20 protein-coding genes and 1 pseudogene are annotated in these 23,009 nt (G+C 56.2%); 14 read left to right on the forward strand and 7 right to left on the reverse strand.

Annotation, left to right across the window (positions count from 1 at the left end; translation table 11 throughout):
- Nucleotides 1-12: 12 nt before the first annotated feature.
- The 4 genes from VW41_09625 to VW41_09640 all read left to right on the forward strand — a co-directional run bounded on the left by VW41_09625 (nt 13) and on the right by VW41_09640 (nt 4,631).
- Entirely contained in the window at nt 13-1,182 is a 1,170-nt protein-coding gene (locus tag VW41_09625) for an aminotransferase (protein ID AJZ89278.1), read from the forward strand.
- 12 nt (nt 1,183-1,194) lie between these two features.
- Nucleotides 1,195-1,971, forward strand: a complete 777-nt coding sequence (locus VW41_09630; protein AJZ89279.1) for an ABC transporter substrate-binding protein — start codon at nt 1,195-1,197, stop codon at nt 1,969-1,971.
- 254 nt (nt 1,972-2,225) lie between these two features.
- Nucleotides 2,226-3,881, forward strand: coding sequence for a glucan biosynthesis protein D (mdoD, locus tag VW41_09635; protein ID AJZ89280.1), 1,656 nt, complete (start codon nt 2,226-2,228; stop codon nt 3,879-3,881).
- A gap of 195 nt (nt 3,882-4,076) precedes the next feature.
- A complete protein-coding gene (locus VW41_09640) occupies nt 4,077-4,631 on the forward strand; it encodes a ribosomal-protein-serine acetyltransferase (GenBank protein AJZ89281.1) in 555 nt (184 codons plus the stop codon).
- On the opposite strand, the gene VW41_09645 is transcribed toward VW41_09640, so the two are convergent.
- Nucleotides 4,628-5,554 carry an acetyltransferase gene (locus tag VW41_09645; protein AJZ89282.1) on the reverse strand — a complete coding sequence of 309 codons (927 nt, stop codon included), beginning with the start codon at nt 5,552-5,554 and terminating at the stop codon, nt 4,628-4,630. The genes VW41_09640 and VW41_09645 overlap by 4 nt on opposite strands.
- Before the next feature lie 113 nt (nt 5,555-5,667).
- On the opposite strand from VW41_09645, the gene VW41_09650 reads away from it, so the two are divergent.
- Nucleotides 5,668-6,660, forward strand: coding sequence for a potassium-tellurite ethidium and proflavin transporter (locus VW41_09650; GenBank protein AJZ89283.1), 993 nt, complete (start codon nt 5,668-5,670; stop codon nt 6,658-6,660).
- Nucleotides 6,657-7,250: a tellurite resistance protein TehB gene (locus VW41_09655; GenBank protein AJZ89284.1), complete on the forward strand. Its 594-nt coding sequence runs from the start codon at nt 6,657-6,659 to the stop codon at nt 7,248-7,250. The genes VW41_09650 and VW41_09655 overlap by 4 nt, the downstream gene beginning before the upstream one ends.
- A 170-nt stretch (nt 7,251-7,420) precedes the next feature.
- On the opposite strand, the gene VW41_09660 is transcribed toward VW41_09655, so the two are convergent.
- A complete protein-coding gene (locus VW41_09660; GenBank protein AJZ89285.1) occupies nt 7,421-8,650 on the reverse strand; it encodes a peptidase T in 1,230 nt (409 codons plus the stop codon).
- Nucleotides 8,651-8,769: 119 nt separating this feature from the next.
- Here VW41_09660 and VW41_09665 point away from each other — a divergent pair, with 119 nt between their 5' ends.
- Nucleotides 8,770-10,365 (forward strand): peptide ABC transporter substrate-binding protein, encoded by a 1,596-nt coding sequence (locus tag VW41_09665; GenBank protein ID AJZ89286.1) that lies wholly within the window; start codon nt 8,770-8,772, stop codon nt 10,363-10,365.
- 117 nt (nt 10,366-10,482) lie between these two features.
- On the opposite strand, the gene VW41_09670 is transcribed toward VW41_09665, so the two are convergent.
- The 3 genes from VW41_09670 to VW41_09680 all read right to left on the reverse strand — a co-directional run bounded on the left by VW41_09670 (nt 10,483) and on the right by VW41_09680 (nt 13,566).
- The gene (locus VW41_09670) at nt 10,483-11,850 is read right to left on the reverse strand and encodes an oligo-beta-mannoside permease IIC protein (GenBank protein ID AJZ89287.1); all 1,368 of its coding nucleotides are present in this window, start codon (nt 11,848-11,850) and stop codon (nt 10,483-10,485) included.
- A 92-nt stretch (nt 11,851-11,942) separates the two neighbouring features.
- Nucleotides 11,943-13,244, reverse strand: coding sequence for a diacetylchitobiose-6-phosphate hydrolase (locus tag VW41_09675; protein ID AJZ89288.1), 1,302 nt, complete (start codon nt 13,242-13,244; stop codon nt 11,943-11,945).
- A 16-nt stretch (nt 13,245-13,260) separates the two neighbouring features.
- Complete coding sequence (locus tag VW41_09680; protein ID AJZ89289.1) at nt 13,261-13,566, reverse strand: PTS cellobiose transporter subunit IIB; 306 nt, start codon at nt 13,564-13,566, stop codon at nt 13,261-13,263.
- Nucleotides 13,567-13,815: 249 nt separating this feature from the next.
- Here VW41_09680 and VW41_09685 point away from each other — a divergent pair.
- The 3 genes and pseudogenes from VW41_09685 to VW41_09695 all read left to right on the forward strand — a co-directional run bounded on the left by VW41_09685 (nt 13,816) and on the right by VW41_09695 (nt 15,688).
- Nucleotides 13,816-14,127 (forward strand): annotated as a pseudogene (locus VW41_09685) (RpiR family transcripitonal regulator).
- A 51-nt stretch (nt 14,128-14,178) separates the two neighbouring features.
- Nucleotides 14,179-14,931, forward strand: a complete 753-nt coding sequence (locus tag VW41_09690) for a hypothetical protein (GenBank protein ID AJZ91915.1) — start codon at nt 14,179-14,181, stop codon at nt 14,929-14,931.
- 88 nt (nt 14,932-15,019) lie between these two features.
- Entirely contained in the window at nt 15,020-15,688 is a 669-nt protein-coding gene (locus tag VW41_09695; GenBank protein AJZ89290.1) for a hypothetical protein, read from the forward strand.
- A gap of 50 nt (nt 15,689-15,738) precedes the next feature.
- Here VW41_09695 and VW41_09700 read toward each other — a convergent pair whose 3' ends face one another.
- Nucleotides 15,739-16,638 carry a multidrug DMT transporter permease gene (locus VW41_09700; GenBank protein AJZ89291.1) on the reverse strand — a complete coding sequence of 300 codons (900 nt, stop codon included), beginning with the start codon at nt 16,636-16,638 and terminating at the stop codon, nt 15,739-15,741.
- Nucleotides 16,639-16,810: 172 nt separating this feature from the next.
- Between VW41_09700 and VW41_09705 the strand changes: the two genes are divergently transcribed.
- Nucleotides 16,811-17,683: an AraC family transcriptional regulator gene (locus VW41_09705; GenBank protein AJZ89292.1), complete on the forward strand. Its 873-nt coding sequence runs from the start codon at nt 16,811-16,813 to the stop codon at nt 17,681-17,683.
- Here the strand turns inward: VW41_09705 and VW41_09710 are convergent.
- Nucleotides 17,663-18,829: a benzoate transporter gene (locus VW41_09710; protein AJZ89293.1), complete on the reverse strand. Its 1,167-nt coding sequence runs from the start codon at nt 18,827-18,829 to the stop codon at nt 17,663-17,665. The two genes, VW41_09705 and VW41_09710, sit on opposite strands and share 21 nt — an antisense overlap.
- Before the next feature lie 94 nt (nt 18,830-18,923).
- On the opposite strand from VW41_09710, the gene VW41_09715 reads away from it, so the two are divergent.
- From VW41_09715 to VW41_09725, 3 genes are all read left to right on the forward strand, one after another.
- The gene (locus VW41_09715) at nt 18,924-19,463 is read left to right on the forward strand and encodes an XRE family transcriptional regulator (protein ID AJZ89294.1); all 540 of its coding nucleotides are present in this window, start codon (nt 18,924-18,926) and stop codon (nt 19,461-19,463) included.
- Between the two features lie 71 nt (nt 19,464-19,534).
- Nucleotides 19,535-21,499, forward strand: coding sequence for a protease (locus tag VW41_09720; protein ID AJZ89295.1), 1,965 nt, complete (start codon nt 19,535-19,537; stop codon nt 21,497-21,499).
- Nucleotides 21,500-21,869: 370 nt separating this feature from the next.
- Entirely contained in the window at nt 21,870-23,009 is a 1,140-nt protein-coding gene (locus VW41_09725; protein AJZ89296.1) for a UDP-4-amino-4-deoxy-L-arabinose-oxoglutarate aminotransferase, read from the forward strand.

The raw sequence follows: 23,009 nt of genomic DNA on the forward strand, positions 1-23,009 counted from the left end.
TCAGGAGCCGCTATGGCCATACAAACCCCGGTACAACAACGTTCAAAATTGCCGGACGTCGGAACCACGATTTTTACGGTGATCGGCCAGCTTTCCGCGCAGCACAAGGCGATAAATCTTTCTCAGGGTGCCCCCAATTTTCCCAGCGATCCGAAACTGGTGGCCGGCGTCACGAAAGCCATGCAGGAAGGGCATAACCAGTACGCCCCGATGACCGGTCTGGCATCCCTGAAGCAGCTTATCGCCGACAAGGTCGCGAATCTTTACGGCGCCGTGTATGACCCCGCAGACGAGGTTCTGATCACCGCCAGCGCAAGTGAAGGGCTTTATTCCGCTATCAGCGGCCTGGTACACCCTGGCGATGAAGTTATCTATTTTGAGCCTTCTTTCGACAGCTACGCGCCGATTGTCCGCCTGCAGGGGGCCAGGCCTGTGGCACTCAAGCTGAGCCTGCCGGATTTCACCGTTAACTGGGATGAAGTCCGGGCCGCCATCACGCCGCGCACGCGTATGATCATCGTTAACACGCCGCACAACCCAAGCGGGCAGGTCTTCAGCGCCCATGATCTGGAAATGCTGGCGGCATTAACCCGCCATACCGACATTGTGATCCTGTCCGATGAAGTGTACGAACACATCGTGTTTGACGGCAAAAAACATCACGGCATGGCGACGCATCCGCAGCTTGCCGAGCGAAGCGTGATTGTGTCGTCATTCGGTAAAACCTTCCACGTCACCGGCTGGCGCGTGGGTTATTGCCTGGCGCCGGCGGCGCTGATGGATGAAATCTGCAAGGTGCACCAATTCCTGATGTTCTCCGCCGATACGCCGATGCAGTACGCGTTCGCCGACTATATGAGCGATCCGCAAACTTATCTTTCTCTGGCGGCGTTTTATCAGCGTAAGCGTGATTTAATGCAGTCCTTACTGGCCGAATCGCCGTTTGAACTGTTGCCAGGCGGTGGCTCATTCTTCCTGCTGGCCCGCTTCGGGCACTTCAGCGATGAGTCCGACAGCGAGATGGTGAAGCGGTTAATCACCGACTATGGCGTGGCGACAATTCCGCTCTCCGCGTTCTATACCGACGGTACCGACAACAAAATTATCCGGCTCTCATTTGCTAAAGATGAAGCCACATTACGGGCGGGCGCGCAGGCGCTGTGCCGGGTTAAGCCACGCTGAAAAGGGGTCATGATGAAAAAAGTTTATGCGCTAAGTTTGCTTCTTGGGCTGTGTTCTTCGTTTTCTGCGTTGGCGGCCGGGGAACTGCGCTATGGCCTTGAGGCCGAATACCCTCCGTTTGAAAGTCGCAATAGCGCGGGCGAGCTGGAAGGGTTTGATGTCGAGCTGGGGAAAGCCATTTGTCAGGCCGCCAGCCTCAAATGTTCCTGGGTAGAAACGTCGTTCGATGCGCTGATCCCGGGGCTGGTGGCGAAGAAATTTGACGCCATCAACTCGGCAATGAACATCACCGAACAGCGGCGCAAAAGCATTGATTTCACTCAGCCAATCTACCGTATTCCGTCTCAACTGGTGGGTAAAGAAGGCAGCGGCCTTGAAGCCACGGCGGAAGGGCTGAAAGGCAAAACCATTGGCGTGCTTCAGGGCTCTATTCAGGAAACTTATGCCAAAGAGCACTGGGAAAAACAGGGCGTGAACGTCGTCTCCTACAAAGACCAGAACATGGCCTGGGCTGATTTACTGAATGGCCGTATTGATGCTTCGCTGGTGATGTCCGCTGCGGGCCAGGCAGGCTTCCTCAGCACGCCGCAGGGGAAAGGATTTGGCTTTATCGGCAAACCGGTGAGCGATGACACCATTCTCGGCAGCGGGATTGGTTTTGGTTTGCGTAAAGGTGACGCTGTCACTAAAAAAGAGCTGGATGCGGCCATTGATAAGGTAAAAGCCGACGGCACCGTGACCAAGCTCGCGCAGAAGTTCTTCCCGGGTATCGATGTCAGCGTGAAGTAACGTTTATCAGGGCTCGTCGGCAGGCAGGCTGACGGGCCTTTAGCTATTTTTTCGCCAGACAATGGCGAATTTTTCGGTGATATCTGGTTTCCTGAAAAAAAACCTTCGTTCCTCCCTCAAACGCCTTCTCCGCCCATTGGATTCAATGTGAATTTTGTCTAGAGTGTGCGGTCGTACAGGTAGCAGTCTCTTGCCGCTGTTCTTCCCGTCGGGGAGAACGAAACACATCGACACATAAGGACGATTTCTCAGGCATGAATCGCAGACGTTTTATCCAGGCCTCTATGGCTCTTGCCGCTGCCTGCGGCACGCCAACCCTTGCCACGCTATTCTCCCGAAGCGCTTTTGCAGCCGAATCCGGCATTGCCGACGGGCACTCAACCGCCTTCGATTTTGCTGTACTTCAGGGTATGGCGCACGACCTGTCGAAAAAACCTTGGGGCGGTGCGCCGCGCGCGCTTCCCAACACGCTTGCTAACCTGACGCCTCAGGCTTACAACGCCATCCAGTACGACGCCGAACATTCGCTGTGGAACAACATCGACAACCGCCAGCTTGACGTGCAGTTCTTCCACGTTGGCATGGGGTTCCGCCGCCGCGTGCGAATGTTTTCGCTCGATTCCGCCACGCACCAGGCGCGTGAAATTCACTTCCGCCCGGAATTGTTTAACTACAACAATGCCGGCGTAGACACCAAACAGCTCGAAGGCCAGACGGATCTCGGCTTTGCCGGCCTGAAAGTTTTCAAGGCACCGGAGTTGGCGCGTCGTGACGTGGTCTCATTCCTTGGGGCGAGCTATTTCCGTGCCGTAGACAGCACATACCAGTACGGCCTTTCCGCGCGCGGTCTCGCGGTGGATACCTTCACCGATACGCCGGAAGAGTTCCCGGACTTCACCTCGTTCTGGTTTGAAACGCCGAAAGCTTCCGACACCACTTTCGTGGTTTACGCCTTGCTCGACAGCCCAAGCGTGACCGGCGCGTACAAATTTATTATCAGCTGCGAAGCCGAGCGCGTAGTGATGGAGGTGGACAACCACCTTTATGCCCGTAAAGACGTCAAACAACTGGGCATCGCGCCGATGACCAGCATGTTTGCCTGCGGCACCAACGAACGCCGGACCTGCGACACCATTCACCCGCAAATTCACGACTCCGACCGCCTGGCCATGTGGCGCGGTAACGGGGAGTGGATTTGCCGCCCGCTGAACAATCCGCAGAAACTTCAGTTCAACGCCTTTATGGACGAGAACCCGAAAGGCTTTGGCCTGCTGCAGCTGGATCACGACTTTGCCAGCTACCAGGACATCATGGGCTGGTACAACAAACGTCCGAGCCTGTGGGTTGAGCCGCGTAACAAATGGGGCAAAGGCACCGTAGGCCTGATGGAAATCCCGACCACCGGTGAAACGCTCGATAATATCGTCTGCTTCTGGCAGCCGGCAAAACCGGTCAAAGCCGGGGATGAGTTCGAGTTTAAATACCGTCTCTACTGGAGCGGCCTGCCGCCGGTGACGACGGATCTGGCCCGCGTTTACGCCACCCGTACCGGCATGGGCAGCTTCCCGGAAGGCTGGGCACCGGGGGAACACTTCCCGGAAAAATGGTCCCGCCGTTTTGCCATTGACTTTATCGGGGGCGATTTGAAGGCCGCCGCGCCGAAGGGGATTGAGCCGGTTATTACGCTCTCCAACGGTGAAGCGAAGCAGATAGAGATCCTCTACGTCGAACCGTTTGATGGCTACCGCATTCTGTTTGACTGGTATCCGACCAACGACTCCACCGACCCGGTCGAGATGCGCATGTTCCTGCGCTGCCAGGGCAAAGCCATCAGTGAAACCTGGCTTTACCAGTACTTCCCGCCGCCGCCGGACAAACGTAAATACGTCGACGACCGCGAAATGCGCTAATCATCCAGCCCCGCCGTGTAAAAGCCGCGGGGCTTTTTTTTATGCCCGTTTCACCATCTCATTCTCTTATTGCATAAATACTCTTTCATAATGAATTTCTATATATTTACTTTTGGCGGTGTTTTAAATCTCGTGCGCTGAGCCAAAAAAGTGACATAAGATGACTGTCACCTGGTAACAAAACGGGAGTCGCGTGTGGAACAGCAGCAGAAATGGCAGGATGAGGTAATCGCAGTTAATGATGATATAGAGCTGCATTCGGTGAACGAGCGGTTCGTTGGGGACGTTTTTGCCCTGGTTCAACGCAACAAAAGCTGGCTGCAAAAGGCGATGAACTGGCCGCAGTATGTTGTTTCCGAGGACGACACCCGCAAAACGTTGCAGGGGAACTATGTTCTCCATCATAAGGGCTACGCGAAGATGTTTATGATCCTCTATCGCGGCGAGCTGGCGGGCGTCTTTTCCTTTAACCAGATAGTCCCGACTGACAAGACGGCCTACATTGGCTACTGGCTAAGCGAGGACAGGCAGGGGAAGGGGATCGTTTCCGCCGTGATTGAAGCGGCCATCGGCAAGTACGCTGGGGAAGGGACGGTGCGTCGATTCGTCATCAAATGCATCGTCACTAATCGGGCCAGCAACCGGGTGGCGCAGCGCAACGGTTTCACCCTTGAGGGCTGCCTGAAGCAGGCCGAATTCCTGAATGACGAGTTCCACGACCAGAATATTTACGGGCGCATTGCTGACTAAAATATTCCGTAAAACGGCGTGCGGGTGATCCGCTGCGCACCGTTAATATCCTTCATGCCGCGAAGATGAATCAGTTCGCCGTCAAAACCTTCCACCGTCGCCTCGTCATAAATCTGAACGTTGTTTTCTATAAGCACGTTGCCCATCACTTTCGCCTGCCCGTAGACCCGCACATTGTTGTCCAGCAGAACCGGGCCGCCGATAAGCGCTGCATTACCGTAAACCTGAACGCGGTGCTTCAGTACGCAATCCCCTTCAATGATGGCATTGCCGTATACTCTGGAGGAGTAGCGGATGGTCGGGATCTGGCTGTCACCGCTGCCGGCAATGATGCGGGCGTTGCCGGAGATCTGAGCGCAGTCGCAAACCCAGACATTGTTCTCTGCATTGCCTTCGATAATCGCGTTATCGAAAATGGCCGAACGGTGTTCGACAAAGGCATTGTTCACGCGCGCGTGGCCGTAGATTTGGGCCTGATGAACGATACGTGAGGCGCGGACCGTGGCGCTCCCGTAGATTTGCAGCCGCATTTCACTATCTTCGGTCAGCCCCAGCACGGCAATCACCTGGCTTTGCTGCAGCACGCGGGCCGAGCCGTGGATGGAGCATTCGCCGCTGATGCGGGAGTCCTCGACCTGTGCGTGGCCGCCAACTTTTGCGCGATGGCAGATTTCAGACTCGCCACGGACTGTCGCATTATCTTCGATTTGTGCCTTGTTCCAGACCAGGGCGCCAGGCTCAAGCCAGCAGGTTCCCGAGTGGCTCAGGTTCGCTTCTTCTTCAATCCAGCCGCCGTATTGTCCGGCCTCGACGTCGCCAAACGCGTAAAGCGCCTCAGTTTGCCAGAGCCGAACTTGCCGCTGTTCGCCATCATGCTGATAATCATGAAGCCGCGAAATGTCGGTTAGCCGGTATTTTTTCATCGCTGTTTCTCGCTGTGCATTGATGATAAACGTAGCAGGTAATTCACCGATGTAGCGTTTGACGGCGCAATCGCATAAAATGCATTTAAAATACATTTTAAAAAATAAACAAAATGAATAAACCGAACGCCGGCAGCTTTATCAACCTTCCCGCAGGCTACTTTGGCATGGTGCTGGGTATCATCGGGATGGGATTTGCCTGGCGCTATGCCGCTACTCTTTGGCCGGTACCGTCGTTTATCGGAGAGGCGCTGGTGGCGTTGGCGGGTGGTATTTGGCTGCTGCTGGCGTTAGCTTTTCTGACGCGCCTGCTGCGTTACCCTCACAGCGTTTTTGCAGAAATCCATCATCCTTTAATGAGCAGTTTTGTAAGCCTGTTCCCGGCGACAACCATGCTGGTAGCTATCGGCGTGGTGCCTTATCTGCGTTCGCTTGCCGCAGTGATGTTTGGTTTTGGCGCCGCGGTGCAGCTTTGTTATGCCGCCTGGCAATCGGCCGGATTATGGCGGGGAACGCACCCGCAGGATGCCACAACCCCGGGGCTCTATTTGCCTACCGTTGCCAATAATTTTATCAGCGCCATGGCCTGCGGCGCGCTGGGTTATCACGACCTGGGGATCTTGTTCCTTGGGGCCGGCGTTTTTTCCTGGCTCAGCCTGGAACCGGCAATTTTGCACCGTATGCGCAGTGCCGGGGAACTGCCCACGCCGGTTCGTACCTCGCTGGGCATTCAGCTTGCCCCCGCGCTGGTGGCCTGCAGCGCTTACCTTGCCGTCAACGGCGGCACGACGGACTTTTTTGCCAAAATGCTGTTTGGCTACGGCCTGCTGCAACTGCTCTTCATGCTGCGCTTAATGCCCTGGTATCTGGCGCAGCCGTTCAATGCCTCCTTCTGGAGTTTCTCATTTGGTATCTCTGCCCTGGCCACCACGGCGCTCCATCTGAGCGCGGGTAGCGGAGACGGCCTGTTTCAGGCCATTGCCATACCGCTTTTTATTTTTACTAATGTGATTATCGGCCTGCTGCTGGGGCGTACTTTTATCCTGCTCATGCAGGGGAAACTGATTTTGCGCACCGCCCGGCCAGAAAAAAAGGATCCGTCATGACCGAGAAGTCTGAAAGCTACTACAGCGAAAAATATGGCTTAACCGCCACCCATTCTGACGTGCTGAACGCCGTGAAGTACGTGGCGCCTGGCAAAACGCTGGATCTTGGCTGCGGCGGCGGGCGCAACAGCCTGTACCTGAACCAGAAAGGGTTCGACGTCACCGCCTGGGATAAAAACCCGATGAGCATTGCCAGGCTAAATCAGATAATCGACGCGGAAGGGCTGAAAAACATCGTCACCGCTGAGGTTGACCTTAACCAACTGAGCTTTGACGGTGAGTATGACTTTATTCTCTCCACCGTGGTGATGATGTTCCTTGAGCGCGGCACGATTCCGGGGCTTATCGCCAATATGCAGCGCTGTACCAAACCCGGCGGCTACAACCTGATTGTGGCGGCAATGGATACCGAGGATTTCCCGTGCACGGTGGGCTTCCCGTTTGCCTTTAAAGAGGGTGAACTGCGCAACTATTTTGAAGGTTGGGAGCTGATTAAGTACAACGAGGACGTGGGGCAATTGCACAAGACCGATGAGAACGGCAACCGCATTAAACTGCGCTTTGCCACGATGCTGGCGCGGAAAAAGTAAAGGTTAACCCTCACCCCGACCCTCTCCCTGGAAGGGAGAGGGGGAAACAATCGCGTGCTCTGCGCTAATTCCATCTCCCCTCAGGGGAGGGTTAAGGTGAGGGGGAGTTGAAGCGTTCTCTGTATGAATTCCCTCTCCCCTCAGGGGAGAGGGTTAGGGTGAGGGGAAAATTACTTCGCCGCCAGCAGGCAAAGCCTCAACGCCACGTTATACGAAGCCTCAAACGCCCGCAGCGGTAAAAATTCAAACCGCGAATGGAAATTATGCGCGCCGGTAAAGAAGTTCGGCGTCAGCAACCCTTTGGCCGAAAGCGCCGCGCCATCCGTGCCCCCGCGCATCGGGATCACTTTTGGCTCAATCCCCAGCTCATCCAGGGCGGAAAAAATCAAATCGATAGCCCGGCGGTCATCGGTAATGGCGTTGCTGATATTGCTGTAGGTATCGCTGATGCTGAATTCCACGCGTGCGGTCGGATATTGCGTGGCAATCTTCTGTGCCACTTCACTAATTTGCAGTTTGCGGCGTTCGAAATTGGCCAAATCGAAGTCGCGAATATTCGCCTTGAGCAGCGCTTCGCTTTGTGAGGCCTGGATACCATTAAACCAGACGTAGCCTTCGCGGCCTTCGGTGTGCTCGGGCGTTTGCTGGCGGTCAAAGTGGCTGATGTAGTCCATTGCCATCAGCAGCGGGTTCACCAGCACGCCTTTGGACGACATCGGATGGCTGGTTACGCCGGTGAATTTCAACTCCGCGTGGGCTGCGTTGAAGTTTTCATACACCACTTCGCCCAGTTCGCAGCAGTCGATGGTCCAGGCAAAATCCACGTCAAAACGCGCCAGATCCAGCGCTTTTGCGCCACACAGGCCAATTTCTTCATCCGGGACGAAGGCTACCACGATGTCACCGTGCCGGTGCTCAGGCGTCAGGTTTTCCAGCAGCGTCATCACCACCGTGACGGCGGCCTTGTTGTCCGCGCCCAGCACGCTGGTACCGTCGCTGAAGATAATCTCTTCGCCAGGATAGGCGTTGATTTCCGGGTGCTCCGCCGTGCGCAGCCAGATGTTCTCTTTGGCATTCAGGCATAAATCTTCGCCGGTGAAGCGCAGGATCTGCGGATGAATGTCCGGGGACAGTCCTACGTCAACGGTATCAATGTGCGTAATAAACCCCACGCGCGGGGCGCCAGCCACGTTGCCTTTTTTCACGGCGGTTACCGTGGCGTGCTCATCAATCACAATATTTTCAAGACCCAGCGCACGCAGTTCTTCCGCGAGCAAGCTGGCCATTTCATGCTGTCCGGGGGTACTGGGCAGGCTGCTGACGCGCGGATCGCTTTGGCTGGTCACCGCCAGATAACGGAACAAACGTTGGGTGAGCTGCTCGCTGAGCGACGAAGGCATAGTGTTTCCTTATTGTTCGATGTTGTTTGTTGGCAATGTAAATTTAATGTTATTTATTAAGGCGCTTTGCACAAGCTTTATTCATTCAGGGTCAGGACAAACACCACAGGAAGACAGCGATGAAAACAAAGATTACAACGCTTGCACTTGCCGTAGCGGCGCTCTCCATCAGTACCAGCGTGGCGGCCAGCACGCTGGTTTATTGCTCTGAAGGTTCACCGGAAAACTTCAACCCACAGCTGTACACCTCGGGCACCAGCGTGGATGCCAGCGCGGTGCCGGTTTATAACCGACTGGTGGATTTCAAAGTTGGCACCACGGAGTTGCAACCCAGCCTGGCGGAAAGCTGGGATGTCAGCGAAGACGGAAAAGTCTACACCTTCCATCTGCGCAAGGGCGTTAAGTTCCAGAGCAACAAGTACTTCAAGCCCGGCAGAGATTTCAACGCGGATGACGTGATTTTCTCGTTTATGCGCCAGAAAGATCCTAAGCATCCGTACCACAACGTCTCCAACGGCAACTATTCCAATTTTGAAAGCCTGGAGTTCGGCAAGCTAATAACCGCGATTGATAAAGTGGATGACAACACCGTGCGGTTCACGCTGGCGCACCCGGAAGCCCCGTTTGTCGCTGATTTGGGCTGGTATTTTGCCTCGATTCTGTCTGCCGAATATGCGGACGCCATGATGAAGGCCGGCACGCCGGAGCGGGTGGATTCCGACCCCATTGGCACCGGGCCGTTTGAGCTGAAGCAATATCAGAAAGACTCCCGCATTCTCTATACCGCTTTCCCTGATTACTGGCAGGGTAAATCAAAAATCGACCGCCTGGTGTTCTCGATTACGCCAGATGCGTCGATCCGCTACGCCAAACTTGAGAAAAATGAGTGCCAGGTGATGCCGTTCCCGAACCCGGCGGATCTGCCGCGGATGAAGGAAAACAAAGACATCACGCTGATGCAAAAAGCGGGGCTGAATACCGGCTTCCTCGCGTTTAATACCCAGAAACCACCGCTGGATAACGTAAAGGTGCGCCAGGCGCTGGCGCTGGCTATCAATAAACCGGCCATTATCGAAGCGGTATTCCATGGCACGGGGATTGAGGCGAAAAATTTGCTGCCGCCGGGCGTGTGGAGTGCGGATGACAAGCTCAAAGACTACGATTACGATCCTGAAAAAGCGAAATCCCTGCTCAAAGAAGCCGGATTTGCCAACGGCATGAGCATCGACCTGTGGGCAATGCCGGTGCAGCGGCCCTACAACCCGAACGCTAAGCGTATGGCGGAAATGATCCAGGCCGACTGGGCGAAAGTTGGCGTGACGGCGAAAATCGTTACCTATGAATGGGGCGAATACCTCAAGCGAGTGAAGGGCGGCGAGCACCAGGCGGCGCTGATGGGCTGGACGACGGCAACGGGCGACCCGGACAACTTCTTCGGGCCATTGTTTACCTGCACATCGGCCAACGGCGGCTCTAACTCATCCAAATGGTGCTACCAGCCGTTTGATAAGCTGATTCTTGAAGCCCGCGCCGAGGGGAATCACGATAAGCGCGTCGCGCTCTATAAAGAAGCCCAGCAGATGATGCACGACCAGATGCCTGCGGTGATGATTGCCCACTCCACAATTTTCGAGCCGGTACGCAAAGAGGTGACCGGGTATGAAATTGACCCGTTCGGGAAGCATATTTTTTATCAGGTGGATGTGAAGAAGTAGCTGGACTGAAGACCCCTCTCCCTGGCAGGGAGAGGGCATAAACACTGTTTCCCGTGGCTGATTTACCCCTCTCCCTCAGGGGAGAGGAGCTTTACCCACCTGAACCCAATTAAACCGCTACACCGTACTCCTCTCACTCACCGCCTCAACTGGCGCTGTTGATGCAGCCTGGTTCGCCTGTTGCTCTTCGCGGAACTTCAGGTTATCCCACACCCGGAAGAACGGGTAATACATCACCAGTGAGATAGCCAGGTTCACAATCTGCAGAATGGAGCCGGAAACATGGCCGCCCGTCGCTAAATAGCCGCTGACGATAATGGGCGTAGTGAACGGCAGCGCAATGCCGGCAGGAGGTGCCACCAGGCCGGTTGCCATCGCCGTGTAGGAGACAATCACCAGCACCACCGGCGTAAGGATAAACGGCACCACCAGGTATGGGTTCATCACCAGCGGAATGCCAAACACCATCGGTTCGCTGATGTTAAACAGGCTGCCCGGTGCGGCAATCTTGCCCAGTTGCTTCATTTGCACGCTGCGGCTGCGGATCAGCATAAAGATCACCAGACCTAACAGCGCCCCGGTGCCGCCAGGGGCGATCCACAGGTCATAGAACTGCTGGGTAATGATGTGCGGGATAGGCAGGCCGTTCTGAAAAGCCGCGAGGTTCTCGGACATGTTGGTCAGCCAGACCGGGCGGATAAACACCAGCACGATGGTGTCGCCGTGCAGGCCAAGCGTCCACAGAATGCCAATCAGGATCACCGACACAATCATTCCCGGCAACGAGCCGCCAATATGGCTCATCGGGATGCCGACCAGATCCGTTATCATGGTGTTGATATCACCAAACGGCGTGGCCTCCACCAGCAGGCGAAGCGCCAGCACCACCGCCAGCACGCAGAACCCCGGCACCAGCGCGAGGAACGATTTTGCCACCGCAGGAGGCACGCCTTCCGGCATGCGAATCACCAGATTACGGTTGCTGATGAAGCGGTAGATCTCGGTTGAAAGCAGGGCGATCAAAATCGCGACAAACAGCCCCTGGCTACCAATTTGCCCCATCGGCAGCACGCCCTTCACGAACTCAGCGGGACCCCCGGACGGTGGAGTAAACATGATATTCTGCGGGATGGTCATGATAAAGGCCACCAGCGACACCGCACCCGCCGTAAGCGGGTCGATGGTGCGGTACTTCTCGGCCAGACGATAAGCGATGCCGAAACTGGAGATAATCGCCATGATGTCATAGGTCGCTTTGACCGGATAAAGCAGCTTGGTCTGCCATGTGGCGCCGAACAAATCGGTCATCAACTGGGGGTAGCCCGGCACCGGTAGGTAAGCGAAAATCAGAAAGAACGAGCCTATCAGCATGAACGGCATGTTCAGGATGATCCCGTCGCGGACGGAAAGCACATGCTTTTGCCCGGCGATTTTCAGCGCCACGGGCAGCACATATTTTTCAAGAAACGATTTCTTTGCGGACACGGTTACCCCTGTCCCGGCGCATGGCCGGGCATTATTGTTATTGATTTCTGTTGTGGGGTGGGCGGCACAGAATCGCCCACCGGTAAGCGGCGCTAATTAAACTGCGGCAGCCACGCCTTGTTGCTTTCAAGCACTTCATCGAGCAACGTCTGAGCGATATTCACATCGGCCACCAGCGGGTTGGCTATCAGCGCCAGGAGCGCCTGCTGCTTATCGCCATGTACCGCCGCTTCAATCGTCAGCCGTTCAAAGTCTTTCACCTGCTGCGTCAGGCCATTCATCAGGGGAGGAAGTTTGCCGAAGGCCAGCGGATGGGCCCCCAGGGCGTCAATCACGCAGTTGGTTTCTATAACCGCGTCGTCCGGCAGTCCCTGAATAGCGCCATTGTTCACGGTATTCACCACCATTTGCTTGCCGAGGTTGTTGTACAGGGCATCGATAAGCTCCAGGGCTACTTCCGAATAGAACGAGCCGCCGCGCTGGCTCAACTGCTCCGGCTTTTTGTCGAGCTGCGGGTTGGCGTATAGCTCAAACAGCTCGGCCTCCACTTTCATCACCTGCTCGGCGCGGGTGCCTTTCCCGTTAGCGGCATCCGCCAGCTCGTCTTTGAGCATGGTGCGGGTTTGCCAGAAGTAACGATGGTACGGGCAAGGGATCGCTTTCAGGGCGCGCAGCAGGGCGGGTGGCCACGGAATAGCTTTGATGTTGTTCATCGACAACTGCTCACCGTCGCACAACATCTCAATCACCTCGGTGGTCGCATCCCGGCCATCGGCAATCACTTCGTGCACCCACACCATGTGGTTGAGCCCGGCGAAGCGTAGCGTGACTTTGTCATAAGGCAGTTTGAGCATGTCGGCGATGGTGTGGTGCATGGTCACCGGCACATTGCACAGACCAACAATCCTGGCAGAGCTGTAGCGGGAGACGGCCTCGGTGACGATCCCCGCCGGGTTGGTGAAGTTAATAATCCAGGCATTCGGGGCCAGACGCTCAACGCGTTGAGCGATATCCAGCATCACCGGGATAGTACGAAGCGCTTTCGCAAAGCCGCCGACGCCGGTGGTCTCCTGGCCCAGCAGTTCGTGGCTGAGGCCCAGGCGTTCGTCGGCGGCACGAGCGGGCAACTGCCCCACGCGAAGCTGGGTCAATACAAAGCTTGAGCCTGCAATCGCGGTGTCTGGCTCGTAATGCACCGTCACGTTAACCTGGTCCAGCCCTTTGCTGTCGAACATGCGGCGAGCCAGCGCGGCGATGATCTCGACCTTCTGGCGGCCAGCTTCCACATCCACCAGCGCCAGCTCGGTCATCGGCAGAACGGCATGGCGTAGAATCAGGCCTTCAATCAGTTCCGGGGTGTAGCTGCTCCCCCCGCCCACAACGGTAATTTTCATTGTCTTCTCCCGGTTATCAGGCCATCAGGGTAAGGGCTTTATCCAGTACACGGTCGCCGCGCATCGTGCCGTAATCCATCATGTCGATAACCGCGACCGGTTTGCCGAGAGGGGCTGAAAGTTCCGAGAGGCGGGCCAGTTCGAACTGCACCTGAGGACCAAGCAGTACCACGTCGGCGCCCTGGAGATGGCTTTCAATTTCAGCGACAGAGACGGCGTCAATTTGAACATCCAGGGCGCGTTTTGTGGCCTCGGTGCGCATTTTCTGCACCAGCATGCTGGTGGACATTCCCGCGGCACAACACAACATGATCTTTTTCATTACCTTTATCCTTCAAATTGAAAACGTGTTTCAAACAACAGCGCGTTTATTCAGCATGTATGAAAATTATTTTCATGACCGTGATCTGCGTTGGATTATTGGTTTCCCGAATGTTAACGAAATAACAGGGCTTTTACGGAGAGGAGACAAACAGCGGCAAGACAACACGGCAAAGTTAATTGAAAAATAATTTCAACGCACTATGATGATTTATCCGCCCGTGACGCAGACACAAGGAACCTTTCAGCGATGGATATTGTTTACCACCTGGTCCATGGGTTAGCCGATTCTTCTCCCCAGGAAACGCGGCTGGCCCGCTTTTTTCTGGAGAATTTCTTCCAGCTACCGGATGCGACGATGGAGCAACTGGCGGCGCGTGCGGGGGTGAGTCAGGCCACGCTCCAGCAGTTTGCACGCACCATTGGGTGCAGCGATATGAACGATTTCCTCGGCCAGGTTCGCCACCAGCAGCATGACAGCCGGGTACAGGAATTACTGGCCGCACCGTCTCAGGTGTTGGGGGATGCCGCCTGGGTGGACAACGACACGCTGCAGTTTTTGGCCAACCGTGGCGGCGTGGCTAAAGATGTGCTGGCGCGCTTTTCTCATTCCATCGGCCGGGATACGGAGGGCGATATTATCAGCCGAATCCGTCAGCGGTTGGCGGAATTCAGCCAGCAGGAAGCCCGGGTGGCGCAGGCCATTCTGCACGATCCAGGCTTTGCATCGTCGGCGACAATCGACCAACTTGCCCAGGCGGCAGGGGTCAGCCCGGCCACCATCACGCGCTTTGCCAGAGCCGCAGGCTGCGACGATATTCGTGATTTACGCATGAAGCTGGCGCAGGCCAGCACCGCCATGCCGGGCAGTGAGCTGCCGGCGTCCTGGCAGCAGCGGTTAAGCGGTATTCAGCAGTCGTTAACCCAGCAGTTGGAAACTCTCCCGGAAGCCAACGTAGCGCGCGCCGCTTCGCTGCTAAAGCGGGCGAAAGCAATTCATATCTTCAGCGCCGGCGCGGCAGACACGCCTTTTGCCAGCCTTTTGCAGTACCGACTGCTGACGCAGGGCCAGCCCGCCAGCGTCTGTTATGACCCTGCGCTAATGAGCTTCACCGCCTCAATGTTGAATCACGAGCAGGCGATGATCATCTTTGCCAGTTCGACGCCGGACAGCACCCTGCTGGCGGCGGTGCAGCAGGCCCGGCGGCAGGGCACGGCGATCGTTATGGTGACCAAAGATCCCGCCAGCACAGTCCATGCCGGAGATGTCTGGCTGCCACCCGGTGAGGGGGCTTATGGTGCGCTATTGATTGTTGACCTGCTTTGCGAGGGCGCCACCCCCGACAGCGATGAGCGTAAGATCTGAGTTTTTACATCAAGGCCGCTTAACCCCCACACAAAGTGTCGTTTTTTGCTATACCTGAAAGGCTTATACCAACTAACAGGAACAAACGATGCGTACCACAACGTATTTTAAAGTGGCTTGTCTGGCAGGTTTATTAGCGCTGGCGGGGTGTGCTTCCAAAACCACCTCACCGGAAAAATACTCTGGGTTTTTAAAAGATTATTCCGGTCTGCAGGAGGCAAAATCGGCAACCGGTAAAACCGTTATGCGCTGGGTTGACCCGAACTTTAAACCCGGCAACTACGACAGCCTGGTGTATAACCCGGTTGTTTATTATCCAACGCCTAAACCGACGACTCAGATTGGCCAGCAAACGCTGGATGGCCTGCTGGCCTATACCAACACTAAGCTGAAGGCAGCGGCGGCGCAGCGTAAACCGCTGGTCACGACGGCAGGCCCACGCAGTCTCATTTTCCGTGGGGCGATTACCGGCGTGGACAGCACTAAAGAAGGCCTGCAGTACTACGAAGTGATCCCGATTGCGATGGTCGTCGCGGGAACGCAAATGGCCACCGGGCACCGCACCATGAACACCGATCTCTACTTCGAGGGCGAGCTGATTGATGCGGCGACTAATAAGCCCGTTTTACGCGTGGTGCGTAAGGGCGAAGGGAAAACGCTCAGCAATGAAAACGCCAAAGTCACCGTCGATACCCTGAAACAGGTGGTGGATGATTTGGCCACCGATGCCACAATGTTTGACGTGCCGAATAAATAACGTTTCCTACCGGTTAAAACCGCAGCCATCAACAAGCTGCGGTTTTTTTATTACGCCAGTTTTCTCCGCCACGGCAGCCACTGCTCGGGTTTCGCAAACATCACCAGGTTACCCAGCAGAATCATCACCAGCCCCAGCACCGCATTTGCGTGCCAGACGTAGCCTTCGTAAAGCGTCGACAGCGTCAGCGCCACCAGCGGGAAAAGCAGCGTGCTGTAGGCGGCCTGACTGGCGCCGATCCGGCCAATCAGCGTGAAATAGGCGCCAAAGGCTATCACCGAACCAAAAATCGCGAGATAGAGCAGGGAACCGATGTAGCGCAGGGTCAAATCCGGCATAAACGACTCGCCGCTCGCCAGCGCCACCATGCCCATAATCGCGGTGCCGTAAAACATCGCATAGGTATTGGTTGACAGCGTTTCCAGGCCCCGGCTTTGGTGGCGGGCGCTGATCATATTCCCCAGCGAAAAACCAAAGGTGCCAAGCGCGCTAAGGCCGATGCCGTTCAGCAGCGAAGGTGCCATTTGTGTCGCCGCGAGATCGTGCCAGAACAGGGCCACGATGCCCGCAATGCCCAGCGCCGCGGCGGGTAAAACCCGGGGAGAAGGTTTCTTGCGGAAGAACAGAAAATTGTTGAAGGCGTTAAACAGTACGGCCATCGAGAAGATAACCGACTCCAGGCCGGAGCTGATATAGGCCGCCGCGTGGTAGAAGCAGAAAAAGTTGAAGCCGAACACGCAGGCGCCCTGCAGGACGCAAAACAGGTGGTCTTTCAGCCCGATGCGCTTCAGGCGGCCCAGGGCAAGCAGCACGACGAGCATTACCACCGCCGCAACGGCAAAGCGCCAAAAAATGGAAACGGGGACCGAGACCACTCCCTGTTGCATATAAATGGCTATCCAGGTTGTCCCCCAAATCACCACCACCAGAATATAAAGCAAAGCGTTCATTGTTGTTCTCGTCAGTCAAAACCAGATGAAGAGTATCCATTTATCCCCCTGAAACGGCTTTCATCCTGGCTGGCGACTTGCATATTCTTGCGGTTTTTTTTTACGGTGGCAGTGGCGACGGCGGCGCGCAGTCCTTACACTAGCCATTATGTTCCAGAAGCCGACTCCCGCTATGACCGCGCCCTATCACGCCTTTGAAAACCTGCAGCAGCACAAAGCCCGCCTGAACGGCAGCGTTCAGCTTGGCTCAGGGATTCAGCTTGCCGCCTGGTCCAACGGAAATGACTGTATTACCCAGCGCTGCGATCACCACACCCTTAGCCTGTACGTTACTGAAGGGTACGAAACCTACCAAAAAACGGCGTCGGGCTGGCGCAACGGCGGCGGGCCGGACCGCTTCTGCATCATGCCGGAGGACAGTGAATCGACGTGGGATGTGCGGGATGACTTTTCGTTTGTGCACCTGTATTGCACCGACGAGCACCTGAAAGAGATTGCCGCGCAGATTTGGGACCGCAGTCCGGCGGCCATTAACCTTGATGAAAAAACGTTTGCCGACGACCCGCGCATTACCCAGCTTTATCGCCACTTCCTGCTGAGTAGCGACTGGCAGCAGCGGGCGAACCACCTGACGCTAAGCACGGCTTCCACGCTGTTGTTGACGCATCTGGTGCAGCATTACAGCAGCGTGCAGTGGAAGCTGCCGACGGTGCGCGGTGGGCTGTCGCCTGCGGTGCTGCGCAATGCACAGGCGTATATCGAGCAGAACCTGAGCGAAGCGCTGACCCTCAGCGAGCTTGCCCGACTGGCGGATCTCAGCGAATACCACTTTGCACGCATGTTTAAACAGTCCACCGGCCAGGCGCCACATCAGTACGTTATGCAGCGCAGAATGGCGAAGGCGGAAACCCTGGTGCGCCAGGGGAAACTGCCGCTGACGGATATCGCTATGGCCTGCGGGTTCAGCTCGCCCAGCCACTTCAGCAACCGCTTTAAAAGCGTCTTCGGCGCAACGCCCTCGCAGCTACGCGCGCTTAAGCCCTGAAAGCGCGGTGTAACAAACGCCCCCGGCGATCACGCCCCAAAATGCAGAGCTGACGCCCAGCAGATTGACGCCCGAGGCGGTGACCAAAAACGTCACGATGGCGGAATCCCTGTCACGCTCATGGTTCAGCGCCTGGTGCAGGCTGCCGGCAATGGTGCCCAGCAGGGCAAGCCCGGCGAGGGTATGGATCCAGGCGAGCGGCAGCGCCGTCAGCAGGGTCGAAATCGCTCCGCCAAACACCCCGGCCAGTAAATAAAACGCCCCCGCGGCAGCGGCGGCCAGCCAGCGTTTGTCTTTGTCCGGATGCGCTTCCGCGCTCTGACATATCGCGGCGGTAATGGCGGCGATGCAAACCGAAAACACCCCGAACGGCGCCAGAAGCAGGGCAATTAACGCCGTCACGACGATCAAGGGCGACACCGGCACCTTGTAGCCGGAAGCCGCCAGCGTGGCGACGCCGGGAGCATTTTGCGAGGCCATCGTCACCAGGAAGAAGGGCACGCCGATGCCCAGCAGGCTGGCGAGACTAAACGAGGGGGCGATGAACTCAGGCACCGCGACAGAAACCGGGACGCTCCCGGCGGTAAGTTCGCCGCTGGCAAAGCAAATCAGCAGGCCAATAAGCATGGCGACAACCACCGCATAGCGAGGCGCAAAAACCTTCGCCAGCAGCCAGCCGGCCAGCATACTGACGCACAACAAAAAGTGACCCTGTAACGAAGTGAACGTATCCAGGCCAAAGCGCAGCAGAACCCCGGCCAGCATGGCGGCGGAGAGCGTGGGGGGGATCAGGCGCATCAGCCTGGCGAACAGCCCGGTCACGCCGCACATCAGGATCAGCAGCGAAGCGAAAATAAAAATGCCCACCGCCTCGTTCAGGCTGTAGCCCGGCAGGCTGGTGGCCAGCAGCGCCGCGCCCGGCGTGGACCAGGCCGTGAGTATCGGCGCGCGATACCACAGCGTTAATCCCAGCGTGCTGATGCCCATCGCCAGCCCCAGCATCGTTAGCCAGCCGGCGATTTGGGGTGGGCTCGCGCCTGCGGCATCGGCCGCTTGCCAGATAATGGCGGCGGAGCTGGCATAGCCGACCAGGACGGCAACGAAACCGGCCAGGACAGTGGGAAACGGCGGGAGATAAAGGCGCATATTTGACTCGTTGTGCGTTATAACGTCCGGGGAATATAGCATCGTGCGTTATAGCGCACAAGGCGCTATACTGCGCCCTCAACGGGAGGAGAGAATGGACATAGCGCAACATCTGGCGAACACCCTGAAAAGCCTGCGCCAGGCCAGAGGCTGGAGTCTGACCTTCGCGGCGGAGCAAACCGGCGTATCTAAAGCCATGCTCGGGCAAATCGAACGCAACGAATCCAGCCCCACCGTCGCGACATTATGGAAAATTGCCACCGGCTTCAACGTGCCGTTTTCGGTGTTCCTTGAGGCGGAAGCCGCTCCCGCTCGCCCGGTATTTGATCCGCAGCACAGGGAAATGGTGGTGGTGCCGATTTTCCCTTATGACCCGCAGCTGCGCTTCGATCATTTCTCTATCCGGCTCGCACCGGGGGCGCTTAGTGAGTCCTCCGCACACGACCATGGCGTAGTGGAGCATGTGGTGGTGATTAACGGCGTGCTGGAAATGAAAATTGACGGCGAATGGCAGACGGTGCAGGCCGGCGCGGGCTTAAAATTCCCCGGCGATCGGCCCCATGCTTACCGCAATCCCGGTGCTGATGAGGTGCATTTCCATTCGTTAATCCACTATCCCGCGACGACCGCATGATCCCTCTGTTTTTGCGCCGGGGAAGTGACTACAATAGCGGCCTTTCGCCATTACAGAACACGACAAATTTTATGCGCCTGCACGCAAATCAACTTGAATTACTCAGTCCTGCCCGTGATACCGCCATCGCCCGCGAAGCCATTCTCCATGGCGCGGATGCGGTTTACATCGGCGGGCCTGGCTTTGGCGCTCGCCATAACGCCGGTAACAGCCTGCAAGACCTGGCTGAACTGGTGCCGTTTGCCCACCGCTACGGGGCGAAGATTTTCGTTACGCTCAATACCATTTTGCACGACGATGAGCTGGAGCCTGCGCGCTCGATGATCGTCGACCTGTACGAAGCCGGGGTTGATGCGCTGATCGTGCAGGATATGGGCGTGCTGGAAATGGATCTGCCGCCAATTGAGCTGCACGCCAGTACCCAGTGCGATATTCGCAGCGTGGAAAAAGCGAAGTTTCTGTCCGATGCGGGATTCTCGCAAATCGTGCTGGCGCGCGAGCTAAACCTGCAGCAAATTGCCGCTATTCATCAGAATGTTGACGCGACGATTGAGTTCTTTATTCACGGCGCGCTGTGCGTGGCGTATTCCGGGCAGTGTAATATTTCCCATGCCCAGACCGGGCGCAGCGCTAACCGCGGCGACTGCTCTCAGGCTTGCCGCCTGCCGTACACCCTGAAAGACGACCAGGGTCGCGTTGTGGCCTATGAAAAACACCTGCTGTCGATGAAAGACAACGACCAAAGCGCTAACCTGGCGGCTCTGGTAGAGGCGGGCGTGCGCTCCTTCAAAATTGAAGGGCGTTACAAAGACATGAGCTACGTGAAAAATATCACCGCGTACTACCGCCAGCTGCTGGACGAGCTGATGGAAGGGCGCAGCGATCTGACCCGCGCCTCTTCCGGGGTGACATCGCACTACTTTATTCCATCCCCGGATAAAACTTTCCACCGCGGCAGCACCGACTACTTCGTTAACGAGCGCAAAATCGACATCGGCGCGTTTGACTCGCCGAAATTCGTTGGCCTGCCGGTAGGTGAAGTGCTGAAAGTGAGCAAAGATCACCTCGACGTCACCACCACCGACGCCCTGACCAACGGCGATGGCCTGAACGTGCTGATCAAGCGTGAAATTGTCGGCTTCCGCGCCAATACGGTGGAGAAAACCGGGAAAAATCAGTACCGCATCTGGCCAAATGAAATGCCGGAAACGCTGAAAAAGGTGCGCCCTAACCACCCGCTGAACCGGAACCTGGACCATAACTGGCAGCAGGCGCTGCTGAAAACCTCCAGCGAGCGCCGCGTGGGGGTGGATATCGAACTGACCGGCAGTCAGCAACAGTTAGTGATGAAAGCAACCAGCGAAGAGGGCGTCAGCGTCAGTAAAACGCTCGTCGGCCAGTTTGATGTCGCCAATAATCCGCAGAAAGCTTTCGACAGCCTGCGTGACGGTCTGACCAAACTGGGGCAGACCATGTACTCCGCCCGGAAGGTGAACATTCTGCTGGAAGAGGCCTTGTTTGTGCCAAATGCTCAGCTTAACCAGCTGCGCCGCGATGCCATTGACGCCCTGACAGAAGCGCGCCTGCAAAACTACCAGCGCGGAACCCGTAAAGCGGTCAGCGTGCCGCCGCCGGTCTACCCGGACAGCCATTTAAGCTTCCTGGCGAACGTTTATAACCACAAGGCGCGTGAGTTTTATCACCGCTACGGCGTGCAGCTGATTGATGCCGCCTATGAAGCGCACGAAGAGAAGGGCGAAGTGCCGGTGATGATCACCAAACACTGTCTGCGTTTCGCGTTTAACCTCTGCCCGAAACAGGCGAAGGGGAATATTAAGAGCTGGAAGGCGACCCCGATGCAGCTGGTGCACGGCGACGAAGTGCTGACGCTGAAATTTGACTGCCGGCCATGCGAAATGCACGTCATCGGCAAGATGAAAAACCACATCCTGAAGATGCCGCTGCCGGGAAGCGTGGTGGCGTCCATCAGCCCGGATGATTTGATGAAAACGCTACCGGGCAAAGCGAAGCGTTAATTTCCCTGCTTATTATTTAAAACCGTCTATTTCAGGCGGTTTTTTTTTAATCACTCGTAAGGGATTAATTATTATTTGTCACACACGGAATTATTCCGCTATTAAACCAAAACAGATTAAGCGTGACATTCAGGTGACAAATTTTGTCTTTCTCAGACACTTTTTCAGCAAGCAATGCTTAACTTCACGATTTTTCGTTATATCTCACTTTCTTAATACTGTTCTAAGATTTCTTTGTTAAATTCTTTTCATTGATTAGTTGTTTAGCTAAACAGGCCGTACTTCTTGAATGTTGTACTTTTATTTAATTAGTCTGATTCATTATCCCGTCAGCTTTTGGCGTTTAGCGATTTAATAAGGAATCCACGTAATGAGTGATTTTCTGCCTTTTTCACGTCCAGCTTTAGGTGCGGAAGAAATTGCAGCGGTAACGGAAGTCATGCAATCCGGCTGGATCACGACCGGGCCGAAAAACCAGGCGCTTGAGAAGGCATTTTGCGACTTAACCGGCAATAAACATGCCATTGCTGTAAGTTCCGCAACCGGTGGGATGCACGTTACCCTGATGGCGCTTGGACTGCAGGCGGGTGACGAGGTGATCACACCTTCACTGACATGGGTTTCCACGCTCAACATGATTGTGCTGCTGGGCGCCGAACCGGTGATGATTGACGTCGATCGCGATACGCTGATGGTCACGCCTGAAGCCATTGAGGCGGCCATTACCCCGCGTACTAAAGCCATCATTCCCGTGCACTATGCGGGCGCGCCTGCCGACATCGACGCTATTCGCGCCATCGGCGAGCGTCACGGCATTCCGGTGATTGAAGATGCTGCCCATGCGGCCGGCACCGAATACAAAGGCAAGCACGTTGGCTCTCAGGGCACGGCTATTTTCTCTTTCCACGCCATCAAGAACATGACCTGCGCCGAAGGCGGGCTGATCGTGACCGATGACGACCAGTTTGCCAACCGCATTCGTAGCCTGAAGTTCCACGGTCTGGGCGTGGACGCATTTGACCGCCAGACGCACGGTCGTGCACCGCAGGCCGAGGTGATTTCTCCGGGCTTCAAATACAATCTTGCGGACATCAACGCGGCTATCGCGCTGGTGCAGCTGGGCAAACTGGAGCAAATCAACGTCCGTCGCCAGGAAATTGCCGAACGCTACCTCAAAGAGCTGGCCGATACCCCATTCCTGCCGCTTGCCGCCCCGACCTGGCAGCACCGCCACGCCTGGCACCTGTTTATCATCCGCGTGGATGAAGCCACCTGTGGCATCTCCCGCAGCGGCCTGATGGAAGCGCTGAAAGAACGCGGCATCGGCACTGGCCTGCATTTCCGCGCGGCGCACACCCAAAAATATTACCGCGAACGCTATCCGCAGCTTCAACTGCCGAACAGCGACTGGAACAGCGAGCGTATTTGCTCCATTCCTCTGTTCCCAACCATGACTGACGATGACACTTCCCGCGTCATTACCGCCTTACGTGAAATAGCAGGACTCTAA

The organism is Klebsiella michiganensis (genome assembly GCA_000963575.1).
Classification (GTDB): domain Bacteria; phylum Pseudomonadota; class Gammaproteobacteria; order Enterobacterales; family Enterobacteriaceae; genus Cedecea; species Cedecea michiganensis_A.

Coding starts and splice junctions, on each gene's coding strand:
- VW41_09705 (AJZ89292.1), top strand. CDS start 16,811: ATGACCGCGCCCTATCACGCCTTTGAAAACCTGCAGCAGCACAAAGCC.
- VW41_09710 (AJZ89293.1), bottom strand. CDS start 18,829: ATGCGCCTTTATCTCCCGCCGTTTCCCACTGTCCTGGCCGGTTTCGTT.
- VW41_09655 (AJZ89284.1), top strand. CDS start 6,657: ATGACCGAGAAGTCTGAAAGCTACTACAGCGAAAAATATGGCTTAACC.
- VW41_09715 (AJZ89294.1), top strand. CDS start 18,924: ATGGACATAGCGCAACATCTGGCGAACACCCTGAAAAGCCTGCGCCAG.
- VW41_09645 (AJZ89282.1), bottom strand. CDS start 5,554: ATGAAAAAATACCGGCTAACCGACATTTCGCGGCTTCATGATTATCAG.
- VW41_09665 (AJZ89286.1), top strand. CDS start 8,770: ATGAAAACAAAGATTACAACGCTTGCACTTGCCGTAGCGGCGCTCTCC.
- mdoD (AJZ89280.1), top strand. CDS start 2,226: ATGAATCGCAGACGTTTTATCCAGGCCTCTATGGCTCTTGCCGCTGCC.
- VW41_09695 (AJZ89290.1), top strand. CDS start 15,020: ATGCGTACCACAACGTATTTTAAAGTGGCTTGTCTGGCAGGTTTATTA.
- VW41_09700 (AJZ89291.1), bottom strand. CDS start 16,638: ATGAACGCTTTGCTTTATATTCTGGTGGTGGTGATTTGGGGGACAACC.
- VW41_09725 (AJZ89296.1), top strand. CDS start 21,870: ATGAGTGATTTTCTGCCTTTTTCACGTCCAGCTTTAGGTGCGGAAGAA.
- VW41_09660 (AJZ89285.1), bottom strand. CDS start 8,650: ATGCCTTCGTCGCTCAGCGAGCAGCTCACCCAACGTTTGTTCCGTTAT.
- VW41_09625 (AJZ89278.1), top strand. CDS start 13: ATGGCCATACAAACCCCGGTACAACAACGTTCAAAATTGCCGGACGTC.
- VW41_09680 (AJZ89289.1), bottom strand. CDS start 13,566: ATGAAAAAGATCATGTTGTGTTGTGCCGCGGGAATGTCCACCAGCATG.
- VW41_09650 (AJZ89283.1), top strand. CDS start 5,668: ATGAATAAACCGAACGCCGGCAGCTTTATCAACCTTCCCGCAGGCTAC.
- VW41_09675 (AJZ89288.1), bottom strand. CDS start 13,244: ATGAAAATTACCGTTGTGGGCGGGGGGAGCAGCTACACCCCGGAACTG.
- VW41_09720 (AJZ89295.1), top strand. CDS start 19,535: ATGCGCCTGCACGCAAATCAACTTGAATTACTCAGTCCTGCCCGTGAT.
- VW41_09630 (AJZ89279.1), top strand. CDS start 1,195: ATGAAAAAAGTTTATGCGCTAAGTTTGCTTCTTGGGCTGTGTTCTTCG.